General features: G+C 34.5%; 23 protein-coding genes and 2 tRNA genes. 17 read left to right on the top strand and 8 right to left on the bottom strand.

Annotation, left to right across the window (positions count from 1 at the left end; translation table 11 throughout):
- Positions 1 to 50: 50 nt before the first annotated feature.
- The 4 genes from ACU1LP_RS00375 to ACU1LP_RS00360 all read left to right on the top strand — a co-directional run bounded on the left by ACU1LP_RS00375 (position 51) and on the right by ACU1LP_RS00360 (position 2,809).
- On the top strand, positions 51 to 902 hold the full coding sequence (locus tag ACU1LP_RS00375) for an RteC domain-containing protein (protein WP_445733344.1): 852 nt from the start codon (positions 51 to 53) through the stop codon (positions 900 to 902).
- Between the two features lie 275 nt (positions 903 to 1,177).
- The gene (locus ACU1LP_RS00370) at positions 1,178 to 1,456 is read left to right on the top strand and encodes a helix-turn-helix domain-containing protein (protein WP_445733345.1); all 279 of its coding nucleotides are present in this window, start codon (positions 1,178 to 1,180) and stop codon (positions 1,454 to 1,456) included.
- A 139-nt stretch (positions 1,457 to 1,595) separates the two neighbouring features.
- Positions 1,596 to 2,150, top strand: coding sequence for a hypothetical protein (locus ACU1LP_RS00365; protein WP_445735241.1), 555 nt, complete (start codon positions 1,596 to 1,598; stop codon positions 2,148 to 2,150).
- Complete coding sequence (locus ACU1LP_RS00360; protein WP_445733347.1) at positions 2,147 to 2,809, top strand: ATPase; 663 nt, start codon at positions 2,147 to 2,149, stop codon at positions 2,807 to 2,809. Before ACU1LP_RS00365 ends, ACU1LP_RS00360 begins: the two co-directional genes overlap by 4 nt.
- Before the next feature lie 2 nt (positions 2,810 to 2,811).
- Here ACU1LP_RS00360 and ACU1LP_RS00355 read toward each other — a convergent pair whose 3' ends face one another.
- Complete coding sequence (locus ACU1LP_RS00355) at positions 2,812 to 3,237, bottom strand: exodeoxyribonuclease X C-terminal domain-containing protein (protein WP_445735240.1); 426 nt, start codon at positions 3,235 to 3,237, stop codon at positions 2,812 to 2,814.
- Positions 3,238 to 3,471: 234 nt separating this feature from the next.
- On the opposite strand from ACU1LP_RS00355, the gene ACU1LP_RS00350 reads away from it, so the two are divergent.
- From ACU1LP_RS00350 to ACU1LP_RS00340, 3 genes are read left to right on the top strand one after another with little or no spacing between them, the layout of a single operon-like run.
- Positions 3,472 to 5,586, top strand: coding sequence for an ATP-dependent nuclease (locus ACU1LP_RS00350; RefSeq protein ID WP_445733349.1), 2,115 nt, complete (start codon positions 3,472 to 3,474; stop codon positions 5,584 to 5,586).
- Positions 5,583 to 7,358, top strand: coding sequence for a UvrD-helicase domain-containing protein (locus ACU1LP_RS00345; protein WP_445735239.1), 1,776 nt, complete (start codon positions 5,583 to 5,585; stop codon positions 7,356 to 7,358). Before ACU1LP_RS00350 ends, ACU1LP_RS00345 begins: the two co-directional genes overlap by 4 nt.
- 59 nt (positions 7,359 to 7,417) lie before the next feature.
- Positions 7,418 to 9,127 (top strand): hypothetical protein, encoded by a 1,710-nt coding sequence (locus ACU1LP_RS00340; RefSeq protein ID WP_445733351.1) that lies wholly within the window; start codon positions 7,418 to 7,420, stop codon positions 9,125 to 9,127.
- A gap of 72 nt (positions 9,128 to 9,199) precedes the next feature.
- On the opposite strand, the gene ACU1LP_RS00335 is transcribed toward ACU1LP_RS00340, so the two are convergent.
- A complete protein-coding gene (locus tag ACU1LP_RS00335) occupies positions 9,200 to 9,802 on the bottom strand; it encodes an N-acetylmuramoyl-L-alanine amidase family protein (RefSeq protein WP_445733362.1) in 603 nt (200 codons plus the stop codon).
- 229 nt (positions 9,803 to 10,031) lie between these two features.
- On the opposite strand from ACU1LP_RS00335, the gene ACU1LP_RS00330 reads away from it, so the two are divergent.
- On the top strand, positions 10,032 to 10,319 hold the full coding sequence (locus ACU1LP_RS00330; protein ID WP_025743366.1) for a hypothetical protein: 288 nt from the start codon (positions 10,032 to 10,034) through the stop codon (positions 10,317 to 10,319).
- Between the two features lie 16 nt (positions 10,320 to 10,335).
- Here the strand turns inward: ACU1LP_RS00330 and ACU1LP_RS00325 are convergent, their stop codons facing one another.
- Positions 10,336 to 10,461 carry a hypothetical protein gene (locus tag ACU1LP_RS00325; RefSeq protein WP_445735238.1) on the bottom strand — a complete coding sequence of 42 codons (126 nt, stop codon included), beginning with the start codon at positions 10,459 to 10,461 and terminating at the stop codon, positions 10,336 to 10,338.
- A 128-nt stretch (positions 10,462 to 10,589) separates the two neighbouring features.
- Between ACU1LP_RS00325 and ACU1LP_RS00320 the strand changes: the two genes are divergently transcribed.
- The 7 genes from ACU1LP_RS00320 (at position 10,590) to ACU1LP_RS00290 (ending at position 18,270) form a co-directional block, all read left to right on the top strand.
- Positions 10,590 to 12,992 carry a TraG family conjugative transposon ATPase gene (locus tag ACU1LP_RS00320; protein ID WP_445733353.1) on the top strand — a complete coding sequence of 801 codons (2,403 nt, stop codon included), beginning with the start codon at positions 10,590 to 10,592 and terminating at the stop codon, positions 12,990 to 12,992.
- A 35-nt stretch (positions 12,993 to 13,027) separates the two neighbouring features.
- Positions 13,028 to 13,585 carry a conjugal transfer protein gene (locus ACU1LP_RS00315; RefSeq protein ID WP_445733363.1) on the top strand — a complete coding sequence of 186 codons (558 nt, stop codon included), beginning with the start codon at positions 13,028 to 13,030 and terminating at the stop codon, positions 13,583 to 13,585.
- Entirely contained in the window at positions 13,585 to 14,424 is an 840-nt protein-coding gene (locus ACU1LP_RS00310) for a hypothetical protein (RefSeq protein WP_083645081.1), read from the top strand. Before ACU1LP_RS00315 ends, ACU1LP_RS00310 begins: the two co-directional genes overlap by 1 nt.
- Positions 14,425 to 14,467: 43 nt before the next feature.
- Positions 14,468 to 15,094: a conjugal transfer protein TraK gene (locus ACU1LP_RS00305; protein WP_445733354.1), complete on the top strand. Its 627-nt coding sequence runs from the start codon at positions 14,468 to 14,470 to the stop codon at positions 15,092 to 15,094.
- The gene (gene traM / locus ACU1LP_RS00300) at positions 15,075 to 16,052 is read left to right on the top strand and encodes a conjugative transposon protein TraM (RefSeq protein ID WP_445733355.1); all 978 of its coding nucleotides are present in this window, start codon (positions 15,075 to 15,077) and stop codon (positions 16,050 to 16,052) included. Before ACU1LP_RS00305 ends, traM begins: the two co-directional genes overlap by 20 nt.
- Positions 16,053 to 16,103: 51 nt before the next feature.
- Positions 16,104 to 16,904: a DUF4138 domain-containing protein gene (locus ACU1LP_RS00295; RefSeq protein ID WP_445733356.1), complete on the top strand. Its 801-nt coding sequence runs from the start codon at positions 16,104 to 16,106 to the stop codon at positions 16,902 to 16,904.
- Positions 16,905 to 16,998: 94 nt separating this feature from the next.
- Complete coding sequence (locus ACU1LP_RS00290; protein ID WP_445733357.1) at positions 16,999 to 18,270, top strand: Shedu immune nuclease family protein; 1,272 nt, start codon at positions 16,999 to 17,001, stop codon at positions 18,268 to 18,270.
- 30 nt (positions 18,271 to 18,300) lie between these two features.
- Here ACU1LP_RS00290 and ACU1LP_RS00285 read toward each other — a convergent pair whose 3' ends face one another.
- The 5 genes from ACU1LP_RS00285 to ACU1LP_RS00265 form a co-directional block, all read right to left on the bottom strand.
- Positions 18,301 to 18,822 carry an ORF6N domain-containing protein gene (locus ACU1LP_RS00285; RefSeq protein ID WP_445733358.1) on the bottom strand — a complete coding sequence of 174 codons (522 nt, stop codon included), beginning with the start codon at positions 18,820 to 18,822 and terminating at the stop codon, positions 18,301 to 18,303.
- A 22-nt stretch (positions 18,823 to 18,844) separates the two neighbouring features.
- Positions 18,845 to 20,110, bottom strand: a complete 1,266-nt coding sequence (locus tag ACU1LP_RS00280) for a site-specific integrase (protein WP_445735237.1) — start codon at positions 20,108 to 20,110, stop codon at positions 18,845 to 18,847.
- Positions 20,111 to 20,364: 254 nt separating this feature from the next.
- Positions 20,365 to 20,439: transfer RNA gene (locus ACU1LP_RS00275), tRNA-Pro, on the bottom strand.
- A 163-nt stretch (positions 20,440 to 20,602) separates the two neighbouring features.
- Positions 20,603 to 20,687: transfer RNA gene (locus ACU1LP_RS00270), tRNA-Ser, on the bottom strand.
- Positions 20,688 to 20,782: 95 nt separating this feature from the next.
- Entirely contained in the window at positions 20,783 to 22,831 is a 2,049-nt protein-coding gene (locus ACU1LP_RS00265) for an HD family phosphohydrolase (protein WP_445732891.1), read from the bottom strand.
- Between the two features lie 124 nt (positions 22,832 to 22,955).
- On the opposite strand from ACU1LP_RS00265, the gene ACU1LP_RS00260 reads away from it, so the two are divergent.
- Both ACU1LP_RS00260 and ACU1LP_RS00255 read left to right on the top strand, forming a co-directional pair.
- The gene (locus tag ACU1LP_RS00260; RefSeq protein WP_445732892.1) at positions 22,956 to 24,134 is read left to right on the top strand and encodes an acetyl-CoA C-acyltransferase; all 1,179 of its coding nucleotides are present in this window, start codon (positions 22,956 to 22,958) and stop codon (positions 24,132 to 24,134) included.
- Positions 24,135 to 24,256: 122 nt separating this feature from the next.
- The gene (locus ACU1LP_RS00255; protein WP_445732893.1) at positions 24,257 to 25,006 is read left to right on the top strand and encodes a C40 family peptidase; all 750 of its coding nucleotides are present in this window, start codon (positions 24,257 to 24,259) and stop codon (positions 25,004 to 25,006) included.
- Positions 25,007 to 25,268: the final 262 nt, after the last annotated feature.

Here is a 25,268-nt window from a genome sequence, read left to right as displayed (position 1 = left end):
ATGCAACGTTTTTGCAAAATATGAAACGGTAATAATGATACCGAAAATAAATGACAACAAATTACGACGACATATTAAAAAAATTAGACTCTGAATTAAATATTCTTGAAATAGAAGAAGAAGATATTTTAGTGAGAGCTGAAAAAGGGATTAAACTTGCAAAGCAAACCCTTAAGAAAGTTAGAAGTATCATAGTTGACTATGAATTTGAAACCAAGCTAGAGGAAATATCTTTTTTTAAGTGTACTAAACCAAAAATTTATAGCAAGCTCATTTATTATGTAAAACTATTTAATATTGAAGGTAAAAGACCAAGAGGAAGTAATAAATCTCAAGTAAAATATTTGAACAATTATATTGAAAAACTTCAAACTTATTTTAACGACAATCTCGATTTTTACCATTATTACCGTAGGGAAGCAACTGTATTTGATGAACAATATTTTTTGAGAGGCAAGGCAGATATTCGGTTATTCCCGGATTCATTTCACTTTTTTGTAGATGAACAATTTGCAACAAGCCACGATAGTACCGTGGCCACAATTTTAGCCTACGACCTTTTGATTGTACACTTAAAACGGGAAATTGATAAATTGGAAAATAATGGAAATTATGCAAGTTTAAAATTGTTACAAAGTAAAACCAAAATTACCTGGACAGCCCACAAAATATATTTAATTGAACTGATATACGCTTTGCACAGCACAGATGTCATAAATAATGGTACTGTTGACATTAAAGATATTGCCTATTTTGTTGAAAAAACGTTTAAAGTGGACTTGGGCGATTATTACAGAGCTTTTCTGGAAATACGTATGCGTAAAAATGGCAGAACCAAATTTTTGGATATACTGAAAAAGCAGTTGACCAAAAGGATGGATGATACTGACAACGTAAAATAAAACACCCAAGATGCTTCAACTTGGGTGTTTCTCATTTTGAGGAAAATCTCATTTTATTTGGTGGTTTTTAGATAGGGTATTTTTTTTGGAAAGTAACAAAACCCTATATTGTATTACATTGAAAATGAGAGAAAAAAAATACCCAAGTAAGCTTAACTTGTGAATAAAATCCATCAAACTACCCCAATTTTGTAGAACGAAAGTCAAATCAGGTCAGGGGCTATCATTTTAGATGGAAGCAAAACGGTAGTCCCTTTCTTTTAATCCGTTCTATTATGCCTACAAGTATTATTACCACAGACGACCTTCGAGAGTTCAAACTGGAACTGCTCGATGATATCAAGGAACTACTCAACAGCCAATCTGGCCATATTACCAAAAGGTGGTTAAAATCCCCTGAAATAAAAAAACTTTTGGGAATCTCTTCAGGCACTTTACAGAATTTAAGAATCAATGGCACATTGCCCTACACAAAAGTTGGCGGTGTACTCTATTACGATTATGAAGAAATAATGAGCGTAATGGAAAATAACAAAATTCATAATAAATTCTAGTATCGTTTTGGAGCAGGTCAATTACATAAAGCACTTAAACGCAGTATTCTTACAATTCTCAAAAGACGGCCGTTTAAATCCCACGCACATCAGTTTGTATGTGGCATTATTTCAGTTGTGGAACAACTATCACTTTCCAATGGAATTCTATATCAACCGAGAAGAAGCGATGCGGTTTTCCAAGATTGGGTCAAAAACCACTTACCATCGTTGCATCAAAGAACTGCACCATTGGAAATACCTGTTTTACGAACCCTCACACAACCCCTTTAAAGGAAGTCGAATCAAGATGTTCAATTTTGGGACAAGTGATGGACAAGCTCTGTACCCAAGTCGTACCAGTATCGGGACAAGCGATGGACAAGCGGTGGTATCTATAAACAAACATATACAAACAGGAAAAAACAATACAAATGATACTAAACTTGACAAGCCAAAAAATGAAAATGAAGTGATTGATTTTTTTGAAAAAGAAAATTGGCCAGAATTGGAAGCCAAAAAATTTTACAACCACTACCAAGGTATCGGCTGGAAAGTAGGTGGCAAAACAAAAATTGTCGATTGGCACGCCACAGCTCGCAACTGGATGTTAAAAGCGGACGAGATAAAAGAAGAAAAAACAATGGTCGCAGTTAGCCAAAATACGGACAACCTAAAGACAAGTTCCAACAAAAACTACAATGAACCCTTATGAATCCCCACAAACCACATATCATTATCGAGGGTAGCGTTCAATATTCATTGGGAGAACTGAAAGACAATCAAATGCTTTATGATTTTGATAAAATGCTCACTTACCTCAATGCCAAAGGAAAATTGCTATTTGGCAAGAAATTTAAAATTTTTGAAGAAGACCGTGATATTCTGTTCAAGCTCTGTAATTATTTTATCAAGGATGAAGCTAATTGTAAAAAATTAAATATCGACATCAATAAAGGCATTTTACTTTCTGGTCCTGTTGGATGCGGAAAAACCAGTTTGATGAAATTGTTACTTCATATTGTGCCACATCAGAAATCGTATGAGGTTATACCCACACGAAACATTGCCTTTGCATTTAACAATATTGGCTACACCATAATTGAAAATTATGGCGATAAGAGATTTTATTGTTTTGATGATTTGGGCGTAGAACCAACCGGAAGGCATTTTGGTAAGGACTGTAATGTAATGGGCGAAATCATACTTTCTCGCTATGATTTATTTTTAAGCCACAAAATTAAGACCCACGCGACTACAAACCTAAATGCCAAAGAATTGGAGGAACGTTATGGGAATAGGGTACGTTCAAGGATACGACAACTGTTCAATTTAATTGCCTTTGATAAAAGCAGTCGTGATAAAAGGGATTAAATCTAATTTTGGTTTTCTTCCTCTAAAAGAAGTAGTTCGTGTATCATATCGCTTTCATCCAAATATTGAGCCAACCAATCTTGTTGGGAAAGCCAATTGACATACTCTTTATCAGATTCCCAAATATCTTCAACAAATTCCCCTCGGTATTTACCAAAGCTAAATTTCGTTCCTGAATCTTGTTTTTCAAGTTCAGTTTTGAATAATTCATTATACGCTTCCAGCAAACCTTCTTCTCTGCATCTATAATATAGCCATTGTTTTTTATATCCTTTGCATTGTCTTCTTTTTTCAAGGTATTTTACCTTGTCAACATCAGATAAAGCCTTGTACGAATTCCGTTTAGTTTTACGTGGAAACAGTAAACCAAAGGTCATCCCCAAGATATTTTGAAGTACATTCAAAAAGAAAATTGCTATCGCTTTCATTCTAATTTACATTAGAGATTATAACGCTCAAATTAGATGTAATTTACAAAAAAATGTCTAAAATTTCAACTTCTAAAAGCAAAGATATGTCTTAATAAGATTTTAACAAATTGCAGGAATCCGTAAGAATTTAAAAAGACATTTCACTATATTTATAGGCGATTACGCTTAATATTAATGTTTAAAAAGCTAATGGGAAATCATTGGCTTTTTTATTGTTTCAAAATAATTATTATGCATATAAGTTCACTATCCATTAGGAATTTTAGAAATTTCTATAAATCAAAATTCATCTTTAAAAAAGGTATAAATACTATTTTAGGAGAAAACGGTTCAGGTAAAACCAATCTCTTTTTTGCTTTACGAGTTTTAATCGATGATAAACTTCCAAGATATATAAGATTTAATGAGTCTGACTTTAACCGAGGTCTGGGTAAATGGGCTGGACATTGGATAATTTTATCGGTTACTTTTGACGAACTGGATGCGAGTGAAGAAGCACAGGTACTGGCAGTACAATCTTCGGGAGATATGGAAGGCAGCAAAAAGACTGGAAGTTACTCGGTGTACTTTAGACCAAAATATCAGTTTAGAAAAGAACTTTATGATTATTCACAAACCGCAGGTAAAAGTGTAGCAGGGCTTCAGCTTTTTCTTGATAAACTTACGATTGATGATTATGAAACATCTTACTTGTGCAGAGGCTCTGGAGATTTTAGTGATGATACTACCTATAAAAAGTATGTTGGCGATTTTGATACTGTTGAATTCCCAAACCCAGATGATAAAGAAGAATTGATTTTTGGAACGTTTCTGCCGAGGGAAATAAGTGTGCACAACGAGGTTTCTTGTACGTTCATTAAAGCACTTCGAGATGTCGAAAGCGACTTACGTTCCTATTCTACTAATCCATTGATTAATTTATTACGAGGAAAGGAAAAAACTATTGAAGTTTCAAAACAAACGGACATCATTGATAGCGTTAACAAACTTAACGACCAAATTAGTTCTCTCAAAGAAGTCAAGGAAGTAAAAGATGGAATTGACAAAAGTATTAAGGAAGCCGTGGGTACTACTTACGGCCCTAATATAGATGTAAAATCGGAGCTTCCAAATGATATGGAAAAACTACTGCAATCACTCAAACTATGGGTTGGCGACCCAGATGAAGAAGGTTATATGGGTAAAATATGGGAGTTGAGTTTGGGAGGTGCAAATATGATTTACCTATCACTAAAGCTATTGGAGTATGAAAAAATCAGAACGGATAGAATTGCAAATTTTCTTTTAATAGAAGAACCGGAAGCACATATTCATACGCATATTCAAAAAACCCTGTTTGATAATGTGCAAACCAATAAAACACAGGTTATTATTTCAACGCATTCTACTCACATTTCATCTGTAAGCCGAATAAGTTCAGTAAATATTTTAAGCCGAGGAAATATGCAGACTTTGGTATATCAACCAGCTAACAATCTTGATGATGATTATATAACAAGAGCCGAAAGGTACTTGGACGCCATTAGAAGCAACTTGCTTTTTGCGAAAGGCGTTGTTTTGGTTGAAGGCGATGCAGAACAAATTCTCATTCCTCAAATGTTTAAAAAAGTCTTTGGAATTTCGCTCGATGAAATTGGCGTAAGTCTCGTAAACATTGGAAGTACGGGCTTTAAAAATGTCGCAAGACTTTTCCATAAAGATAGAATTCAGAAAAACTGTTCCATACTGACTGACTTGGATGCCAGCATAGTCAATTTACCTGCAATTGAAGCTGATGATACTGTTTATCAAAAGCATTGTAGAGCTTCGCAAATTAGTGGAGCTGAAAGAAAAAAAGAATTGGATAAATTTTGTAACAAAAACGACTTTTTGATTCCTTTTTACTCTGATTACACTTTTGAAGTTGATTTTCTTTTGAACGGGAACAGTCACGAATACATACAATCACTTACTGAAATTTTCAAACAACAAGCAGCTATTGATGCTTCAAAGAAAAAGTTAGAAGATAAATCAGTTTCGATTGCTGGTGTAGAAGTTTTACGATTGGCTGATAAAAAAGGTAAAGGTTGGCTGGCTTTGGTTGTTGCAGATAATTTAGTTTACAATACTTATATTCCTGAATATATTTTGAAAGCCGTTGCCTTTGCATCTTCCCATCTAAATAATGCGTCTAAAGCTAAAACTGCTAAATACAGGTTACGAAAAATTAGTCGTAGTAAAAATGATAGTTATTACGATGTAGCAACAAAAATTAGTTTTAAGGATAAAGAAGACCAACAGGTTATTGATGACTATATAGCTAACTTTCCTAATGACCAGTTTACTAAATTTTTATCGTTTATATGATTTTAGATACTTTAAGCGACCAACAAAAAGATGCCGTTGTTAAAAATGGAAATGTACTTCTTACTGCTTGCCCTGGAAGTGGAAAAACACGAGTGATTATTCATAAACTCGCTTATGCTCTAAAAAATATTGATTTAGACAGTAAGCAGAGAATTGTTGCCCTGACTTTTACTGTAAGAGCCTCTGAAGAAATATATCGCAGATTAAACGCAATGGGAATTAATAGCAAAAGAGTTTGGTCTGGCACTTTGCATTCATTCTGTCTCGAATGGATTATTAAACCCTATTCCTGTTATTTACCAGAACTTGAAAATGGCTATTTAATTGCAGATGAAACTTATGCCTCGGATATCATAAGCGAACTTAAAGAAAAGCATAAATTAAAACCTATTGACCCAATTAATTTTAGATTCAATAGGGACGGCACATTCGCTGAATCAAAAACAATTCAAAAAAGAGTTCTTAAGGATTATCACGAAAGGCTACAAGCAGAGAAATTAATTGATTTCGAGCTTCTACTATATTATTCATACAAACTCTTAACCAAGCATCCTAAAATAAAAAAAACGTTATCGAACATTTTTAGCCTTATATGTGTTGATGAATATCAAGATACACAGGATTTGCTTTACGCAATTATTTCTTCCATTGTAACAACTGGGGAAGGTAGCTCAAATCTATTTTTAGTAGGAGATACAGACCAAGCAATTTACGCATCTTTGGGTGGCATTGCCAAAAATTTGGAAGAAATACAAGAAGAGTTAAAAACTTTACCTATTGAGCAACTTACGCTTTCTGGAAATTATAGGTCAACACAAAGAATTATTGACTTTTACTCTATATTCCAGACAAACCCAATTAAAATCGAAGCTATTGGTACTAATAAAGACGTTGATAGTATAATAACGTACAATAACACCATTGACAAAGGATATTTAGTAGATGAAATTGGACGACTTATAGAGCATAGTTTAGATAATGGAATTCCAGAAGATGAAATATGCGTATTGGTTCCGCAATGGTGGTTAATAACTACTATCACAAAACAGTTGAGAGCCAAACTACCAGATGTAAATTTTGATGCTTCAGGTTTAGCACCAATGTCAAAAAATCGAAATAACATTTGGTATAAGTTATCGAGGTTGTTCTTAACACAGCCACAACCAAAAATATATTCATTACGATACAAATGGTGTTCTGAAGTAATTGAAAACTTTAAAGAACATACCAATACTGAATTCAGCGAACAATATCAAACAGAGCGAAATGTATTGAAATTGATAAACTCGATAACATCCAATGAAACTGAAGGTATCGATTATCTTAATGATTGTTTTGACCAGTTTTTAGAGGCTGTTGGGATTGACCAAACTATTTACGCACAACTTCTTATAAATAGGAAGACCTTTTTCGATGTAATAAAGAGCCGTCTTGAAGACCCAACGTTTCAAGTTCCAAGTGACATAGCATCATTTATGAGTTTTTATAGAGAAATGTCAGGCGTCGTCATCAATACTTGCGTTGGTGTTAAAGGAGAAGAATTTGAAACCGTTATTGCTTATGGTTTGCTAAATGGGTATATCCCACATTGGAATGACATTTTTACTGGAGACCCTGTTGCCGCTTCAAAAAAACTACTTTATGTTATCTGTTCAAGAGCCAAAACCAATTTACACTTGATATCAGAAACTGGCAGACAAACCAAAAAAGGAAACCCGTTAGAGATTACCCCAGAATTGCAAAATCTTAATTTTGAATTTGATGAAATATAAAAATATTGTAATTCATTTGGAACGATTTGAAAAATTAAGCATAGTGTTTTTAGGATAAAATGAAGAAAATAGATTTAGAACAAAAATCATTAGAAATTCAAAAAATAATCTCTCGTTATTCAAAAGAGAGCTTTGTATGTTTTTTTGCTGATTTTATTAGACACCATCCAGAAAGAAGCAATATTGGATTTTCAGAAAAATTCAAGTCAAAATTGAAGGACTCTTTATATCTGATAATGTTAAGACTCTCTACACCATTGGAAGGCAAGGAAGAACTTCATTATTCAGAAAAAAATGATTTAGTACTTCAGCAAGTTGCTGATATTCTTTTAGAGATAGTTAGTTTCTATTTATCAGAAAATTATGATGGAAATGAATTTGATGAGATTTCTGATAAAAGACAAAAATTACTTGTTCACGAATTAGCATTCAAAAATTACTTTCAAAACGGAATATTAAATTATAGAGAACAAGAGGTAAATAAGGTTATTAGGATGTTTAAACCTTATCAAGATAAAATACAGGAAAGATTAGAAATCGATTTAAAAACCTTAATTAATTTATGCAATCATTCTGAATTAATTTATCGTGCAAAGTCAATAAATTCAAAGTCATTTATTTTAGACAAAGGCTTTGACAAACTGGCTCGGCAATCTGCAAATGGATTATTAGCAGAGAATGAGTTTACAGATAAGCTGTTAGAACTTTCGAATGAGACCCAAGAAAGTTTTTTGAATTTTTTTGAGAAACCCCACCAATGTTTACTTTTTTCCAAACAAGATTTTTACCCCTCTTTTGAAGAAAAACATATTGATGTTTTCTGTAACTTATTTTCAATTGATATTAAAGATAATCATAGTAATTTATTTTATTCCCAACAAAATCCTTTAGAAAATAAACCGATTATAAAAATTAGTGATAATCAGTATTTAAACGTATATCAAAAACAATTGCCTTCAACTCTATATGATTTACTTTATACCACGCTTACTCAAACAAAAAAGGAAAAAGAACAAGTAAATTTCCGTAGAGGAAAAGTTGTTTTGGAAAGCCATACTTTGGATATATTTAAAAAATTCTTCAAAAAATCAAAAAGGATTAAAATTTTCACCAACTATTACATAAACAACGAGCCAGAAGAAAAAGATATATTAATCCTTGTGGATAATAACGCCTATATCATTGAATGTAAGGCTTCAAGATATAGAGAACCACGAAGGGTTACGGAACAAGCATACCAAAGAATTAAATCTGACTTTAACGACTGTATTCAAAAAGGTTATGACCAATGCTATCAGGTTGAACAGGAATTGTTAAACAATGAAAAGGTTATTGTTAGCTTGAAAAATAAATCGGAGGTAATTATCACGAATGAAATTCACGAGATTTTTTGCATTGTAGTCACTTCAGAAAGATTTGCTTCCATACAAACCGATTTAGGATTAATGCTTAAAAGGAAAAATAATGAAGACCCTTACCCTTGGTCAATATATGTCGATGATTTAGAAACTTTTTTGAAAGTGCTTTACAATAGTTTCAGTAATCCGTCCAGAAAGATTTTTGACTTTTTGGAGCATAGAGAATTACTACACGGAAGATTAATAACCAATGATGAATTGGATGTATGTGCTATGTTCCTAAAAGACCCAAAGAACTTCAAAGAAATATGTGAAAGTGAATATGTTGTTTTTACTGACCCAACCCTACAAAATTATTTTGACAAGTTATATTTTGACAAAAAACTAAAATTTAGGATTGAGGATTTTTAGTTTTAATTATCTCTTTGAAGATAGTTATAATAATCTTTCTAATGCTCTTTACAATTTCCATAAATATTTCCTTCATAATCCAACATTTAAATAGTTATACAATCCCATTAAAATAGCCAAGGCCATTGCTCTTATATTTTTAATCTTTAAAAAATAGTCCGCTTCATCGGTGCTCGAAATAAAGCCCATTTCGATGAGTATAGCAGGGCGAATTTCGATATTTTCACGTAGCACTTGAAAATTTGCGAATCGAACTGCTCGTTTTTTAAAGCCCAATTTCAGAGTGCTTTCTTCCAAAATGGACAATCCCATTCCGATAGATTTCTTTATAAGTACTTCTACATCGTTGGTATTATGCACGTAAATGTCCATTCCTTTTGCCGATGTGTTAGAGGCATTGCAATGTAACGATACAAACACATCAGCCTTTAAGCTTTCAGCCAATCGACTTCTTTCGGATAAAGAAATTAAAGTGTCCTTATATCTGGTCGAATACATATCAAACTCGTTATTTAAGAGGGTTTTATTTAGCCTTATAATCTCTTTGGCAATACTTAACGATACATCCTTTTCTTGAATACTATTTGTACCGATTGCACCAGTATCTTTTCCACCGTGTCCAGGGTCGATGATAATGACTTTTTGTTGACCGAAAATCACACAGAATTGTAGCATCAAAATCACAAAACTGACGTTTTTGGGCCTTATCCACTTCCAAAATTTTAGAGTTATCAACATAGCACTTTTCAATTTTCATAAAATTTGATACCAATTCGCATCAAATAAAAACAATTGATATCAAAACTTATTTTATTCACAATTTACTGATTATCAGTTATTTGTATTGCAATATACACTATTTTTCAAATATCAAAATTGACGTAAAATCTAAATCACTTTGATTATGAAAAAATCACATTATGTAACCATCTTATCATTGCTTATTTCAAGTACAACTTTTGCACAAATCGGTGGTATCGAAGATTCCGTAAACGATGTTTCTGATACTATCCGAACCATTTTCCCCATTATTCTGGGTGTTATCTTTTTAATTGGCTTCCTATTTAATGCCGGACATTTCTTTGGCGAAAATGCCGATTTAAAGAAAGGGATTACCCGCGTATTGGTCTTTGTATTGATTGCAGGAGCTGTCGTGGGCATCTTTACGTATCTCATTAGCATCGTAGTGTAATGAAACGATTCGAGGTCTATAAAAACATACGCAAGCGAGCCGTGATAATGGGTCTGCCCATATCATTGTTCGCTTTAATGATGACCGTTGTTATCGGTTCATTGCTGTTCATCATCTTTTCGTTCAGCTTTACTGTTATCATTTCAGTATTTCTATTGAACGGTGTACTGTATATCGTATTGACTCACATTACCAAAAACCCTGCATTGATGCACATCAAAAAGGTATTCCCACAAACAATTAGTAACAAAAAAGGAAGTCGTCTGTACTATGAAGAAAATTAACCTATCGGCATATCATCCTATTTTGGATATTCAAGACCATATCGTGTTCGCTAATAACGGCAATGTGGTATTGGGCTATCAAGTGGACAATCCTGAAATCTATTCCCTCGCGGAAAAAGATTTTGAGGATATTCACGGTTCGTGGTTTCAAGCGTTTAAATCATTGCCTATTGCCACGGTTATCCACAAACAGGACATCTATCAGAAAGCTGAATATTTGGCGGAAGAACTTCCGAACAAAAGCTTTTTGCAACGTGCCACACACGATTATTTTAAAGGTCGGGAATTCATTAAACATTCTTCTTACCTATTCTTTATACTTCCGCACAATAAAGCTTTGAACGCACCGAAGTTTACCAACCCATTCCGCAAGGTCGAAAAGGGTATTCATAAGCAAATGGACCATAACGTTCAGGAATTTATTGCTTCTGTTAACGATGCCGTTTCCTTTGTAAATAACAGCCGGAAAGTGTCATTGATGCCTTTGGGTATCGATAAAGTCCTGTCATTGACCAATGCTTATTTTAATGGATTCAACGAAGGATTTGATACCGACATTCAATTGAAAAAAGCGAATATTGAAATTGGCGACCATCATTTTGATGTGCTGGCCATCAATAGCGAATTGTGTTATGGCGATGTGGTTCAGAGTAGCAAGACCAATGATAAATTTACTTCGGACGACTTTGTATTCCACCAAGGATTTATTGACGGATTAGGGTTGAATCTCAATGAAAATCATATTGTCAACCAAATCATTTATTTGGATGATAAGCACAAATGGCGAAAGCTGTTGGACAAGAAAATTGAAGAACTCAAAAAGAGTTCCAATTTTGGAACACAGAACAAAGTCATCTTAAAGAAGATTGAAGACATTGTTACCAAAATCAATGAGGACGATAGTTCAAGAATTATTAGGGGTCATCTAAATATTATATTCTGGGATAAAGATGAAGCACAATTAGAAAGAATTGCTTCCAAAATAAAAACCGAATTCAAAGAATTGGATATAGTGCCTTATTATCCAAAAGGCGAAGAACGCAAGCAATATTTCTTAAACTCATATTGCTGTTTTACTTCCAATTTTTCTAATGAGGATTTATACGTAACCGATTTAAAACACGCTCTTTGCCTGTACATTAACAATACCAACTATCAGTCAGATGCCACAGGTGTCATCTTTAATGACAGACAACATAACATTCCTGTACTGAAAGATGTCTGGGATGAAAAGAAGAAACGCATCAAGGCAAGGAACTTTGCCATTTTCGCACCTACTGGAGAGGGAAAATCTTTTTTGGCAAACAATATTCTACGGCAGTACTTCGAGGTCGGCGTCCGACTGGTCATTATTGATTTAGGGGGGTCATATTCAAAATTCGCCAAGCTCTATCCAAACGACCATATAATCCTTCGTTACGAGCAAGGAAAAAATTTGGGTATCAATCCATTTTATATCTCTGATGTCAATGATTTGACACCAGAGCGATTGGAAGATTTGGCAATCTTCCTTTTAGAGCTCTTGGCTTCGGGCAAAGCAACGACTAAAGCTGAAGAAGTGGCGGTCAAAAAAGTACTTCGGTACTACTATCTACAAAATGTGGGTGGTACACATTCTTTGGAAAATTTATACCAGTTCGTTGATACAAAAAAAGACACCCTTTTAGAAGAACTACATATTCAAGAGCAACATTTCAACATCTACGATTTTCTGCACATTCTCTCTGAATATGTGGATGATGGCTTGTACAGCTTCCTGTTCAATGTAAGTGAAGACCAGACCTATAAAATTGAGGATAAAAGACTGATTGTTTTTGAACTTGATGAAGTAAAGGACAATAAGGAAATCCTTTCCGTAATGTTGAAGCTGATTAAATCTGCCATTCAAAGAACCATTTGGAGAAATAAAGCCGAGAGGGGAATTATCCTATTCGACGAGTTTGCCAAACAGCTCAAATTTGGAAATGTACTCGAAAGTGTAGAATTCTATTATCAAGCCATTAGAAAACAAAATGGAGCGATTGGGATTATACTGCAATCCATTAACCAATTGCCCAACAATTCCACATCGGCGAGTATTCTTGAAAACACCCAAGTAATTTACAGCCTTCGTAATGAAAAAGGCTATGCCGAATTAAAAAACAGGCTCAACCTTTCCAGTCACGATTTAAACCAGTTAAAATCCATTCGTAACAACCTTACAGGAACACGAAAATATACCGAAATGTTCATCAAAATCGGAAAGGTAAGCAACATTTTCCGATTGGAAGTACCGCCCGAAGTCTTTGCTGCTTACCTCACGGATGGCAAAGAAAGCGAAGACATTATGAAGCATTTTGAAGAACATCAAAATATGGAGAAAGCCATTAAAATATTTATTAATTCTTAAAAATAAAAATTATGAGACACACTATCAGAAATCTAATGTTATCCGCACTATTTGTAGTGCTAATTGGAAGTAAAGCTTCGGCCCAGGGGATGCCTGTGTATGACAACACAAACTTTATCTCTTTTGTAAAATCATTATTGGAATCTGGTAAACAGACTGCCAATTTAATGAAAACGGTAAAATTCCTTAAAACCCAAAAGGAAAATATCGATAAGGTAAACAACGTCATCAAACAACTTCAAGCAGTCAGGGAACTGGCAAGAAACAACCAACGATTGTTTGATGTTGTACAGGATGATTTGAGGGAAATCCTCAATTCCCCTTTTATTAAACCAAATGAAGTTACACGCATTTCAGATTCCTTTGATGCCATCCTTCAGAACTCTATGGCTGGTATGGAGTATATCGACCAAATACTATCCAATGACAATCTGAAAATGACCGATGCCGAACGTGCCGAAGTCCTCAAAGAAAAGGAACTTGAATCCAAGGAAATGGTAGCGGAAATTGAAGCAAAAACCAGACGCTATCGAGAGATTATTCAATTTCGAGAAATGCAGTACAAAATCAATAACCGAGAAACCAATTACTAATGTCAGGTATTTTTTTAGGCATAGGGTTAGAATATGTGGACACTATTTTTCAAACGATAAAAAATAGTGATTTCTCGCAATATACTATTGCGGGAATGAAGACCTTGGCCATATTGTTCTTTCTCATCAACATCCTAAAAAAGTACAATGAAGGCGTTGCCAACAATGAAGGCTATACTTGGGGTTTGACCCCTGCGGAACTGGCAAAAAACTTTGCAATAGTGATTTTAGTCATTTTTTCCACACAGGTATTGGGTGTTTTCGACACTATTTTGGTGGCTATCGAAAACCAATATCGGGACACGGCACCCGCACTTCTTCCTTTACAGATGCAAGATATTGACATCGAACAGGATGTAAGTGCTTGGGATGCCGCCAAAAAAGCAATGGCAATGCTTTATGAAGCGTTAGTTACACCTTTATACGGCTTAAAAATACTATCCTTTATTGCCGGAATATTTCTCTGGCTATTGGATTTGTTCATTTACCCCTTGTTCCTTGCAGAGAGATTCTTTTTGTTGGGCATAATGCAAGCTTTTTTTCCATTAGTCATCAGTTTGGCTGTTTTTGAAAAATTTAGGTCGTTGGCCTACAATTTTTTCAAGTTGTATGCAGGTGTTTATATGTTAGTGCCAGCCTTCTTTCTGGTCAATGTTTTCGTGAATAATCTTTATACCGAAATCAACACCAATTTCTGGAGCGACTTATTTGGAACAGATTGGGGAAGCAATTTTTTCGCACCGCTTTTACAGTTAGGGTCTATCGGATTTATTGTATTGCTGAAATTCAAATTATATAAACGAGCGACCTCGTTCACTTTTAAACTCTTTACAGGCTGATAAGTGCTTAAAGCACATTTGCCAATTATCAATCATAGAAAAAATGAAAACACCATATAAGAATATTTACAACATCTTAAAGCTCAATCGCTTTATAGTATTGACCGTCGTTATTGGAGCGGTGCTAACGTGCATTATTTCCGTACTGATGGTCATAAAACTGCATAAAGAAACGGTCAATAATGCTTTTGTGGTCAATACTGATGGTAGTGTAATTCCCTTGAAACTGGTATCTCAACAAGAAAATTTAAAAGTTGAAGTCTTGGCACAATTGGAGTTGTTTCATACCTATTTCTATAATATAGATGCCAGCAATTACGAAAAGAACTTGGAGAAGGCATTGTGGTTGGGCAATAGTTCCGTAGATGCTCTGTACCGACAGAAAAAAGCCGATGGAGTTTATAACCGTTTGTTGCAATATTCGTTGGTTCAAAAAGTATTGAATATAGAATCCAAAGTTGATATTCAAAACGAACCCTACAAGTTTGAAACGAAAACCATTTTTGAAATCAATCGAGGAACTATTACAGACACTTATGAGTTGACCACCACGGGAAATTTGATTCACGTTGACAGAAACTTTCCCAACAACACTCACGGATTACTGATTACCAATTTTTTTGAAAGCACTTTACGAAAACTAGATAATTATGAAAGTAGAAAAAAATAAAATAGTCTTTTCCATTGTGCTGGTATGCATCCTGCTTTTTATAGGAGGATATGCAATGCTGGTATTAGGCGATGACGAAGAACCGACCATAGAGAACAACCAGATTCCCGTACCGGAATTGGAGGACGGCCAAAAAGAATATGATTCCAAATTGGATGCCCTAAACGATTTAAAGGAAGTTAGGGAGACCAACGCACCCAGCATTTATGATGAAAGCTTGTTGGATTCCACAGGCGTATATGACCCCGATTTATTGGACAAGAAAAAAATGCAGATGGTAGATAGCATTTACCAACAAGGACAGATTAGATACTCGGAAAGAACCTTTGAAAATATCAATCCCAGATACCATCCACCGAAACCAACTGTTGAGAAGGAAAAAGACACAACGGATGCTATTGAAGAACAAGAAAAGAATGTCGAAGCCAAAGAACGTGCTTTGGAGCATCAACTCTTTTTTGCTTCCCATCCCATTGAAAATGATGATTTGAATTCAAAAAATACTGATGAGTTTATATATGTGCGGGTAGATGGCACACAGACCGTCAAAACCAATTATCGTTTGCAAATGCGGTTGATAAAAGATGCTACCATTTATGGACAACGCTATTCCAAGAATACGCCTATTTATGGATTTGTTGATTTTAAACCCAATCGCACAATCATAGATATTGAGAACATCAATCATCAACCAGTAAAATTGAAAGCCTATGATTTTCAAGATGGTAGCGAAGGGATTTATGTTGAAAACAGTTTTAGAGCCGAAGTTACCAATGAAATCGTTGGAGATATGGTGGACGACATTAATATTACTGGTGTACCTCAGGTAAGCGGTTTCAAGAAAATATTCCAACGTAACCATAAAAATGTAAAGGTTACGATAACCGATAATTACAAACTCATTTTAAGAATGCCTAAAACCAAATACCAAGGAAAGCCTATGATGGGCAGTTACTAAACTTACTATTATAAAAAGCCCTTAAAGGGCAATTAATTAAAACATATACTTATGAAAATTTTAATCACATTTTTATCGCTGGCTTTTTCAATGTCAATAATTGCACAGCAACCTCTCGATACCATTTACGCCAACGACCAGAAGAACGTTGCCCTGTTTTTTCCAAATCCTATTAGACAAGGGATTACGGGAGCATCCCATTTTGTATTCACGTATAATCGTGAGAAAGAGCAATACTTTGGATTGTTACAGGCAAAGCCTGGAACGGAAAGCAACCTATTGACCGTTACAAGTGATGGTAGCGTTTATTCTTATATTTTGAAGTATTCTGAAAAACTTCCAGAACTAAATTATTTTATCAATAAAAATGAAAGCATTGGTAGCGAGCTTCCGAAAAAAACAAAGGACAAACCCATTACTAAACCATTAAATGATTATGCCAATAGGATAACACATTTTCAAAAATTCAGCGAATACTTATTAAAATCCAACTTTGAACGTCTTGAAACCAAACGCAAAAAAGGTATCAAACTACAATTGCAAAAAATGGCATATGATGCTTCCGAAGTGTATTTGGTTATAGAGGTCAAGAACAAATCCAGAATAGATTTTGAAATCGACTACCTAAATGTGTATAGAACTAACGGCAACAACAAACGAAAAGCCTCTTACCAAAGATTACGACAAGAAGTGATTTACAAACACAAAATGCCATATTCCATTACTGAAGGAGAAAGTCAATGCTTTGTATATGTGATTCCAAAATTCGTATTAGGAGATAACGAAAAACTGATGCTGGAGCTGAAGGAATTGAAAGGGAGTCGAAAGGTGGTTTTGGAGAGCAGAATTTGAAAACTACTTGGCAATTCAGTTTAGAGTAAAAAAAGTATATTTGTTACAGGTTTAACAAATTGTACCTCATTTGACCAAAAATTACCTAAGAACTATGCCGAAAGAATTTAAAGGAGAAAAAATAGAACGAAACTTGGTATCAAAACAAGTTTGGCATTATCACGATACAGAAGCTGGAATTAATCAAATTTCAAAAGAATTATTTAAAAAAACTGATAAAGTAATTCATTACCCAAGAGGGTTTGAAGGTGGCGAAAAATACAAGTTTATCAAAAAATTCACATACTTGGGATTTGGTGGTAAATTACCAATTGGAGTTGTAAAAGCTGTATCATATGGTTGGGGTTTTACTAAAACTTTAAATCCATTTACTTATTTTATTGATGAAACTTATGAAGTCAAAGAAGTAATTATAGAAAAAAAGGGGCAAACAGAATTAGACGTAACAAATAAAGTACTTTATCTAAATGAAACTAGCCTACAAGAGTTACAAGATTCATTTAGTGCAATTTACAAGAAGAATCGTTCAGAAGTAGATTTTGTTTTACAATTGACTTTAAATAGTCTTTTCCCAAAAATAATTGACAAACCCGAAAAGACTTATATAGCAAATGCTCTTGCTTCATCATTATCAAGTTGGGGAAACTCTATAGACGAATTCTCAGATGGAGATAAAAAAGCAATACAAGATTTATTTGACAAACTTTCAATAGGAACAGATTTTTTGAGTAAAGAATCCTTAGCGAAAACAAAAGAGATTGTTGATAGTAAATTTATTCAAAAAACAATAGAACGATTTAATGAATTATTCTCATTGGTTACAGATGGAGAAAGTCTTGAAAAACATTGGCAAGTATTTCTACAAGAAAATAGTTGGGTCTTTTCTTCAATTTTTGCTCAACCAATAATCCTGTACCAAAGAGAAGCATATGTTGGAGGCAAAAGTCTTGATAACAAAAATGGAAAAATGAATGACTTCTTAATAAAAAATAGCCTTAGCGATAATGTTTCTTTTTTAGAAATCAAGACACATAAAACAAAACTTGTTGAGAACAGTTCCTATCGCGGAGAAGATGTTTATAGCATTTCGAAAGACCTTTCTGGTTCAACTGCTCAAGTTTTGAATCAAAGAGATAATTTTCAAAAAGAATTTTATGCTTTAAAAGCTAAAAGTAGGAAAAATGGGAATTTTGAAACTTTTAATTCAAAATGTATTGTACTAATTGGCAACTTAGCAGATTTAGATGAAGACCAGAGATATTCTTTTGAATTATCTAGAAGTAACAGTAAAGATGTAGAAATAATAACCTTTGATGAATTAAAAGCAAAAATTGAAAGTTTTCAAGAATTGCTTAACGAGGAATAAAAATGAACGCACAACAAAGAACTTAGCGTACTAATTCTTCTTACCAGTTTTAAAACCAATTCGTTCTCGGTTCTGCTGTTCAATCTGCATTTTGTCCTTTTGTAGCAAATAATTCATTGCCTGATGAATATCCTTGAACTTTACGTTCATTTCTTTTTCAAGCTTGGCAATATGTTCTTTAAGGTTGCTATAATCTGTAAGATGCTGTCTTAAAGCTACAAAAGCACGCATAATGGATATATTTACGTCAATCGCCTTGTCGCTATTCAGTACGCTAGAAAGCATTGCCACACCCTGTTCGGTAAAGGCAAACGGAGTGGCAGGACTAAATTTAATGTTCTCTGGAAGGTTATCACAATTTGTGATAACCTCTTTCCACTCATCTTTTGAAAGCTGAAACATAAAATCATCCGGAAAACGTTTAAGGTTACGTCTAACCGCTTGTTTTAGTACTCTAGTTTCTACTTCATAGAGTTCAGCTAGGTCAAAATCAAGAATAACTTTGTTTCCTTGAATATTGTGAATTTTATTTTTAATTATGGCTAGTTCCATTTTGTTGTTGTTTTATGTGGTATTATAAATTTTGAGAGGTTATTTTTGAAATTGGTGTAGTTTCCTTCTCTTTAAATTGAGTTCTTAGCTTTTGCATATCATCGCTTACTTTGCGTTCAATGACCTTTGCATAAATTTGAGTGGTAGATATTCGGGAGTGACCCAATAATTTCGAAACCGTCTCAATAGGCATTCCATTGCTCAATGTTATCGTTGTTGCGAACGTATGTCTGGCGATGTGAAATGTGAGGTTTTTTTTAATACCGCAGACATCGGCAATTTCCTTTAAATAGGAGTTTAGTTTTTGATTAGATATTTTAGGAAATATACTTCCTTGTGCCATAGATTTGCGATTGCTCTTATATTTTTCAATGATTTGCAATGCTTTTGGCAATAAGGGTATTCGTATTGGTTTTGTAGTTTTTTCACGTCTATAATAAATCCATAGTTCGCCATCGATTCCAATACATATATTATCCGCAGTCAAGTGGATAACATCGATATAACTTAAACTGGTATAGCAACTGAAAACAAATAAATCCTTTACCAATTCCAGTCTAGGAATGGTAAATATTTTATTTTCTATCTCTTGAAGATCTTCGAGGCTTAAAAACCTTCTTTCGTTTTTAATAAATTTGGATTTGAAATTGATAAAGGGATCGCGTTCTATCCAACCCAATTTAAATGATAGGTTTATCAATTTTCTAAAACGCTCAATATGCTTCATCACGGTATTGTTGCCCATTGGTTTTTGATGGTCCGTGGGTACATATCCTCTAAGATATTTCTCAAATTTTATGATGAAGTGATAATCGAGTTCTCGTAAATAAAGGTCTGAGGTCTTATAGGATTTCAAAAGAAATTTAGAAATATACTTTTGCGTAGTGAAGTAGTTCTTTTGTGTTCCCCACTTTAATTTACTTACCATATCTTCATTATGGTAATTTATAATATCAATAATGGAGCGATTATTTTCGTCATTACCGAAATATCTAGCTTTAACAGCTTGTGAAGTAATCAACTTATGTTCGGCCATTAAATCACGATAGCATTTAAAAAGATGATTGTAGGTTTCATCTAAATAGCTGTTTAGAATTCTGGATTTTTGGTTTGTTCCCCGAGCTCTGTTTTTATGGACATCCCAATCAGTAACCAAAACTTTTCGTTTTAGACTGATGGTAGCTCGCTTGCCATTTACCGTAATTCTTGCGTAAATAGATGCTTGGTCATTTTTTGCCCTGGAGAAGTCCGCCCAGAACAAAATACTGAAGGTGGTAGATGTTTTCATTATTTCGTCTTTTAGTTAACAATAATTCGTTGTTATCAGACGAAAGTCAAATCACTTATAAAGATACATTTATTTATTGATTAGCAGACCGTTGGTCATAAATCTGGTCAACACTTTTTGAAATTTTAATTTGTTATCCGATTTGTTGACATTTTTAATCAAAACATATCAATTCTTATGATATTCTTAAAAACAGAAAAACCTGAAAATCATACGATTAACAGGTTTTTGTTATAGATTGATACTATAATTAGTCGGGGTGGCAGGATTCGAACCTGCGACCTCCTGCTCCCAAAGCAGGCGCGATAACCGGGCTACGCTACACCCCGAAATACTTTCAATTTCATTGCGTTTCGTTCTCTGCGACCTTCCCGACAAGGGCGGGACGCGATAACCGGGCTACGCTACACCCCGAAAAAAGTTCTTGCGAACTTAAATTTCTAATTTAAAAAAAAAAACCAAATTCCAAAGTCATTTAATTTTTTATCAATGCGGAGAGACTGGGATTCGAACCCAGGCGACAGTTACCCGTCGACAGTTTAGCAAACTGCTCCTTTAACCACTCAGGCACCTCTCCTTAATTTTAATATGAACTTGTGCAATAAAATTGCGGTTGCAAATGTAATCTATACTTACTAAGAACGCAACTATTTTATTTACTTTTTTTATATATTATTCAGGGTATTCTATCCGCAAATGGTAAATGTTTGCAAGCTTGTGCTTTAACACTTTTTTTATGGATTGAATCTCTTTAAAAGTGATATTTGCATTCAAAAATTGGCCTTCTTCAATTTGTCTGTCTAAAATACTTTCAACGAATGCATCTATTTTCGTTGATGTGGGTTCTTTTAAACTTTTAGAGGCCGCTTCAACACTGTCGCACATCATTAAAATAGCCGTTTCCTTACTAAAAGGTTTCGGTCCGGGATAGCTAAAATCTATTTTATCCACTTCGTTGAAATCCTTCTTCTCTTGCATATAAAAATAATACACCACGCTAGTGCCATGGTGCGTTCGTATAAAATCTATAACTCTATCTGGTAGATTATTTTTTTTGGCAATTTCAATACCATCAATAACATGCGAAGTGATTATTCTTGCACTTTCCTTTGATGATAGTTCGTCATGCGGATTGATTCCTGTCGATTGGTTTTCAATGAAATAGGTTGGGTTTTTCATTTTACCAATATCGTGGTACAAAGCCCCTACCCTAACCAACATGGCATTTGCACCAATTTCGTTTGCAGAAGCTTCAGCAAGATTTGCAACGTTTAAAGAATGGTGAAATGTTCCCGGAGCTTTATTGGATAGCTCTTTAAGCAATCTGGAATTTGTATCGGACAATTCCAAAAGGGATACATCTGAAACCAATCCGAAAATCTTTTCATAGGCATAAATTAAAGGCTGAACAAACAAGGTTGCCAATCCACTTAATACAAACCATATATACATTTCCCATTTCATGCCCTCAACACTTCCTTCATGGATTACAAAAAAGGCAAAATAGGCAATAATATAAATGAGGGTAATCTGCCCTACCGAAATGAACAGATTGGCGCGTTTGTACAATTCTGAAACCGTTAGAATTGTTACAATACCTGCCAAAATTTGAAGAAACATGTATTCGTAGCTATTGGGTACTATAAACCCTAAAAGCAATACGGTAATTACATGGGCAAACATACCCAAACGGGCATCAAAAAAGGCTTTAAATATTAATGGCAAAATGCAAATGGGCACTACATAAACAAATTTCGAATCGTAATTTATAACCAAGGTTGTTATAAATATCATCAAAAAAACATTAAAGAAAATAAAGGTAACTTTGGTATTGTTTTCAAACACTTCTATCCGGTACTTTCGCAAAAACAATAGCAGCATCAACAATGCCAACGCTACTAAAATAGTATAGGCAAATATGATCCAGTTATAATTTGATTTACTCCAAACCTGCGATTCGTATTCTGATTGCAACGACTTTAAAATCTGATACTTTTCAGCATCAATCACTTCTCCTTTAGCAATTAATAAAGTGCCTTTTTCAACATTGCCTCTTGCAAAAGTTATTTTATCCAAATCTTCTTGCAAAGCTTTTTCCGTAAACGATTTATTGAATGTTAAACTAGGTGCGATCAGATCAAAAAATAACGATACGTAATCTGTTTTATAAGTTGTTAAATTATTTTTTAATAATACTTTATTGATTTCAGCCGTAATAGCATCTTGTTGTATCAAATCCTTAAAAAACCCATCTTGTTTTTTTACGCGACCGTCAAGAATGGCAACGGTCCGATCTTCCTTAAACCCATAGGTTTCATTTAATACGCCAAACGCATAAAACCCAGAAATGATTTCCTGCCCTACCTTATATAAATTATTAAGTGTTTTTTTAGGGATTGAGTCTGAAAAAACCTTTTTAAACTGTTCACTATAATCGCTTTTTACCCTAGCTTCAACCGTATTGTCAAGATTGAAATACAGAACGGAATTATCTGTAACTCCTTGTTTTTCAAGATCTAACTCTTCATTGGTTTTTCTTATCGCAAAATCAAAAGGGGCCAATAAAACTTCCGATTGCCAAGGTTTGCCCTTTTCAAAACTGTACTTGAATTTTCCGCTTTTAGGAAATAAATACACGATTAAAAAAGTAGTAGAGATAAACAACAGCCCTTTATAAATAAAGGAATGGTTTCTATATAATTTATTTATAAAGTCTTCCATTTAAAAGATTAAGGAAACCAAATGTAATAAAATTATAAGTTTAAACCAGTTCAATGAATGAATCGCTCTTATTTTTCCTAAAAAATGATTATTTTCGCAAATAGTAAGATTAAGACTTTTAATAATGAACAAAGAAGTAGTTATTGTTTCTGCCGCCAGGACCCCTATTGGCAGTTTTATGGGCGCCTTATCAACAATTCCTGCACCTCAACTTGGTGCTATTGCCATTAAAGGTGCTTTAAATAAAATCAATTTAAACCCTGAATTGGTCGATGAAGTTATAATGGGCAACGTGGTACAAGCAGGAACCGGTCAAGCACCAGCAAGACAAGCTGCCATATATGCAGGAATTCCAAATACCGTGCCTTGCACAACCGTTAACAAAGTTTGTGCTTCGGGCATGAAAGCGGTCATGCAAGCGGTACAGAGCATTGCCCTGGGCGACACAAATGTTGTGGTTGCCGGCGGTATGGAAAACATGAGTTTGATTCCCCATTATTTATACGCAAGAACGGGTACAAAATTCGGACCAACCACATTAATTGATGGCATGCAAAAAGACGGACTGGTGGACGCTTACGACCAAAATGCCATGGGTGTTTGTGCAGATGCCTGTGCTACAGCATATAAATTTTCGCGTGAAGAGCAAGATGCGTTTGCCATTCAATCCTACAAACGTTCTGCGGCGGCTTGGGAAACCGGTAAATTTAACAATGAAGTAGTGCCTGTTGAAGTGCCACAACGCAGAGGTGAACCTATTATTGTTATTAAAGATGAAGAGTACACGAACGTTATTTTAAATAAAATACCGCAATTACGACCGGCTTTCACAAAAGACGGCACCGTAACTGCCGCCAATGCTTCCACCATTAATGATGGCGCGGGAGCCATCGTGTTAATGAGCAAAGAAAAAGCATTGGAGCTCGGTTTAAAACCACTGGCAACCATAAAAAGTTATGCCGATGCTGCACAGGAGCCCGAATGGTTTACCACAGCACCTGCCAAAGCCTTACCAAAAGCTTTGGAAAAAGCCGGAATTACCATAAAGGATGTCGATTTTTTTGAGTTCAACGAAGCATTCTCTGTGGTTGGTTTAGCAAACATGAAAATTTTAGGACTTAACGACTCTAACGTCAATGTAAATGGTGGTGCAGTATCGCTCGGTCATCCACTGGGGTGTTCGGGTGTTCGTATTATTATAACTTTATTGAATGTTTTACAGCAAAACAATGCGAAAATTGGTGCTGCTGCCATTTGTAACGGTGGTGGTGGTGCCTCTGCAATTATTATTGAACTTACTTGATTTTTTATTTTTATTATTTATTGATTATGATATCCTTTTTAAAATTTTCATTCGCCTATGAACAAGTTACTTATTGACATTTTTAAAATAATCAATGAAAATAGATAATAGACAATAAGCTTATGCAATACGGAATTTGTAATCTGAGCATTGTTCCTTTAAGATTGGATGCTTCTGATAAAAGTGAATTGGTGTCGCAAGTGTTATATGGCGATTTCTTTAAAATTTTAGAACAGCGTAAAAATTGGAGCAAAATCAGGTTGGGTTTTGATGGATATGAAGGTTGGATTGATAACAAACAATACGTTGAAATAACCGAAGACCAATACAAAACAGTACACAAAGAATCCCCTAAACTTTCTTTGGATTTAGTGGAGTTTATTGAAGACACCAATAAACAACTGCACCCCATTCTATTGGGCACCTCATTAAATGGTTTGTCTATTTTAAACCACACGCACGATGGCCATAGTACAGAAGGTAAAAAACCTAAAGAAGACCTGATTAAAACTTCCTTTTTATACTTAAACTCCCCTTATTTATGGGGTGGAAAAACCCCTTTTGGTATTGATTGCTCTGGGTTTACCCAAATGGTTTACAAACTTAACGGCTATAAATTGTTGCGCGATGCTTCGCAGCAAGCCACACAGGGCGAACCCTTAAGTTTTATTGAAGAAAGCGAACCCGGGGATTTAGCGTTTTTTGATAACGACGAAGGCATCATTACCCATGTAGGCATTATTATGGGCGACAACTACATTATTCACGCCCACGGAAAGGTTAGAATAGATAGACTGGACCATTCCGGTATTTATAATGTAGATAGAAAAATGCATACCCATAAACTACGGGTTATTAAAAAAGTGATTTAAATACCTCGCTTAACAGTCTTTAATATAAACTCATTTAAAGTTTTTGGATTGACTAAAAAATTATCCTTTTGCACCCATTTTTACTTTTTTTTAGTTACGTAGCGGTGCTAAGCAACTCAGTGCAAACGCTTTTATGGACTTAATAATCTTTGTGGTCCCGATAGATCGGAAGAGCCTCCCCACAATAGCGTATGTAGTTGATATTCGGTTGTTTTATGTCAAATTCAGGTTGTTCGGTGAAAGAAAACTGAACAACAACTTT

The organism is Mariniflexile sp., from assembly GCF_052728615.1.
The sequence above is the reverse complement of the archived record's forward strand: the minus strand, read 5'-3'. Positions and strand labels throughout refer to the sequence as shown.

What these genes read in the sequence shown, in the direction of transcription:
- ACU1LP_RS00375 (WP_445733344.1), top strand. Translation starts at nt 51, where the DNA reads ATGACAACAAATTACGACGACATATTAAAAAAATTAGACTCTGAATTA.
- ACU1LP_RS00370 (WP_445733345.1), top strand. Translation starts at nt 1,178, where the DNA reads ATGCCTACAAGTATTATTACCACAGACGACCTTCGAGAGTTCAAACTG.
- ACU1LP_RS00365 (WP_445735241.1), top strand. Translation starts at nt 1,596, where the DNA reads ATGGAATTCTATATCAACCGAGAAGAAGCGATGCGGTTTTCCAAGATT.
- ACU1LP_RS00360 (WP_445733347.1), top strand. Translation starts at nt 2,147, where the DNA reads ATGAATCCCCACAAACCACATATCATTATCGAGGGTAGCGTTCAATAT.
- ACU1LP_RS00355 (WP_445735240.1), bottom strand. Translation starts at nt 3,237, where the DNA reads ATGAAAGCGATAGCAATTTTCTTTTTGAATGTACTTCAAAATATCTTG.
- ACU1LP_RS00350 (WP_445733349.1), top strand. Translation starts at nt 3,472, where the DNA reads ATGCATATAAGTTCACTATCCATTAGGAATTTTAGAAATTTCTATAAA.
- ACU1LP_RS00345 (WP_445735239.1), top strand. Translation starts at nt 5,583, where the DNA reads ATGATTTTAGATACTTTAAGCGACCAACAAAAAGATGCCGTTGTTAAA.
- ACU1LP_RS00340 (WP_445733351.1), top strand. Translation starts at nt 7,418, where the DNA reads ATGAAGAAAATAGATTTAGAACAAAAATCATTAGAAATTCAAAAAATA.
- ACU1LP_RS00335 (WP_445733362.1), bottom strand. Translation starts at nt 9,802, where the DNA reads ATGCTACAATTCTGTGTGATTTTCGGTCAACAAAAAGTCATTATCATC.
- ACU1LP_RS00330 (WP_025743366.1), top strand. Translation starts at nt 10,032, where the DNA reads ATGAAAAAATCACATTATGTAACCATCTTATCATTGCTTATTTCAAGT.
- ACU1LP_RS00325 (WP_445735238.1), bottom strand. Translation starts at nt 10,461, where the DNA reads ATGATAACAGTAAAGCTGAACGAAAAGATGATGAACAGCAATGAACCG.
- ACU1LP_RS00320 (WP_445733353.1), top strand. Translation starts at nt 10,590, where the DNA reads ATGAAGAAAATTAACCTATCGGCATATCATCCTATTTTGGATATTCAA.
- ACU1LP_RS00315 (WP_445733363.1), top strand. Translation starts at nt 13,028, where the DNA reads ATGTTATCCGCACTATTTGTAGTGCTAATTGGAAGTAAAGCTTCGGCC.
- ACU1LP_RS00310 (WP_083645081.1), top strand. Translation starts at nt 13,585, where the DNA reads ATGTCAGGTATTTTTTTAGGCATAGGGTTAGAATATGTGGACACTATT.
- ACU1LP_RS00305 (WP_445733354.1), top strand. Translation starts at nt 14,468, where the DNA reads ATGAAAACACCATATAAGAATATTTACAACATCTTAAAGCTCAATCGC.
- traM (WP_445733355.1), top strand. Translation starts at nt 15,075, where the DNA reads ATGAAAGTAGAAAAAAATAAAATAGTCTTTTCCATTGTGCTGGTATGC.
- ACU1LP_RS00295 (WP_445733356.1), top strand. Translation starts at nt 16,104, where the DNA reads ATGAAAATTTTAATCACATTTTTATCGCTGGCTTTTTCAATGTCAATA.
- ACU1LP_RS00290 (WP_445733357.1), top strand. Translation starts at nt 16,999, where the DNA reads ATGCCGAAAGAATTTAAAGGAGAAAAAATAGAACGAAACTTGGTATCA.
- ACU1LP_RS00285 (WP_445733358.1), bottom strand. Translation starts at nt 18,822, where the DNA reads ATGGAACTAGCCATAATTAAAAATAAAATTCACAATATTCAAGGAAAC.
- ACU1LP_RS00280 (WP_445735237.1), bottom strand. Translation starts at nt 20,110, where the DNA reads ATGAAAACATCTACCACCTTCAGTATTTTGTTCTGGGCGGACTTCTCC.
- ACU1LP_RS00265 (WP_445732891.1), bottom strand. Translation starts at nt 22,831, where the DNA reads ATGGAAGACTTTATAAATAAATTATATAGAAACCATTCCTTTATTTAT.
- ACU1LP_RS00260 (WP_445732892.1), top strand. Translation starts at nt 22,956, where the DNA reads ATGAACAAAGAAGTAGTTATTGTTTCTGCCGCCAGGACCCCTATTGGC.
- ACU1LP_RS00255 (WP_445732893.1), top strand. Translation starts at nt 24,257, where the DNA reads ATGCAATACGGAATTTGTAATCTGAGCATTGTTCCTTTAAGATTGGAT.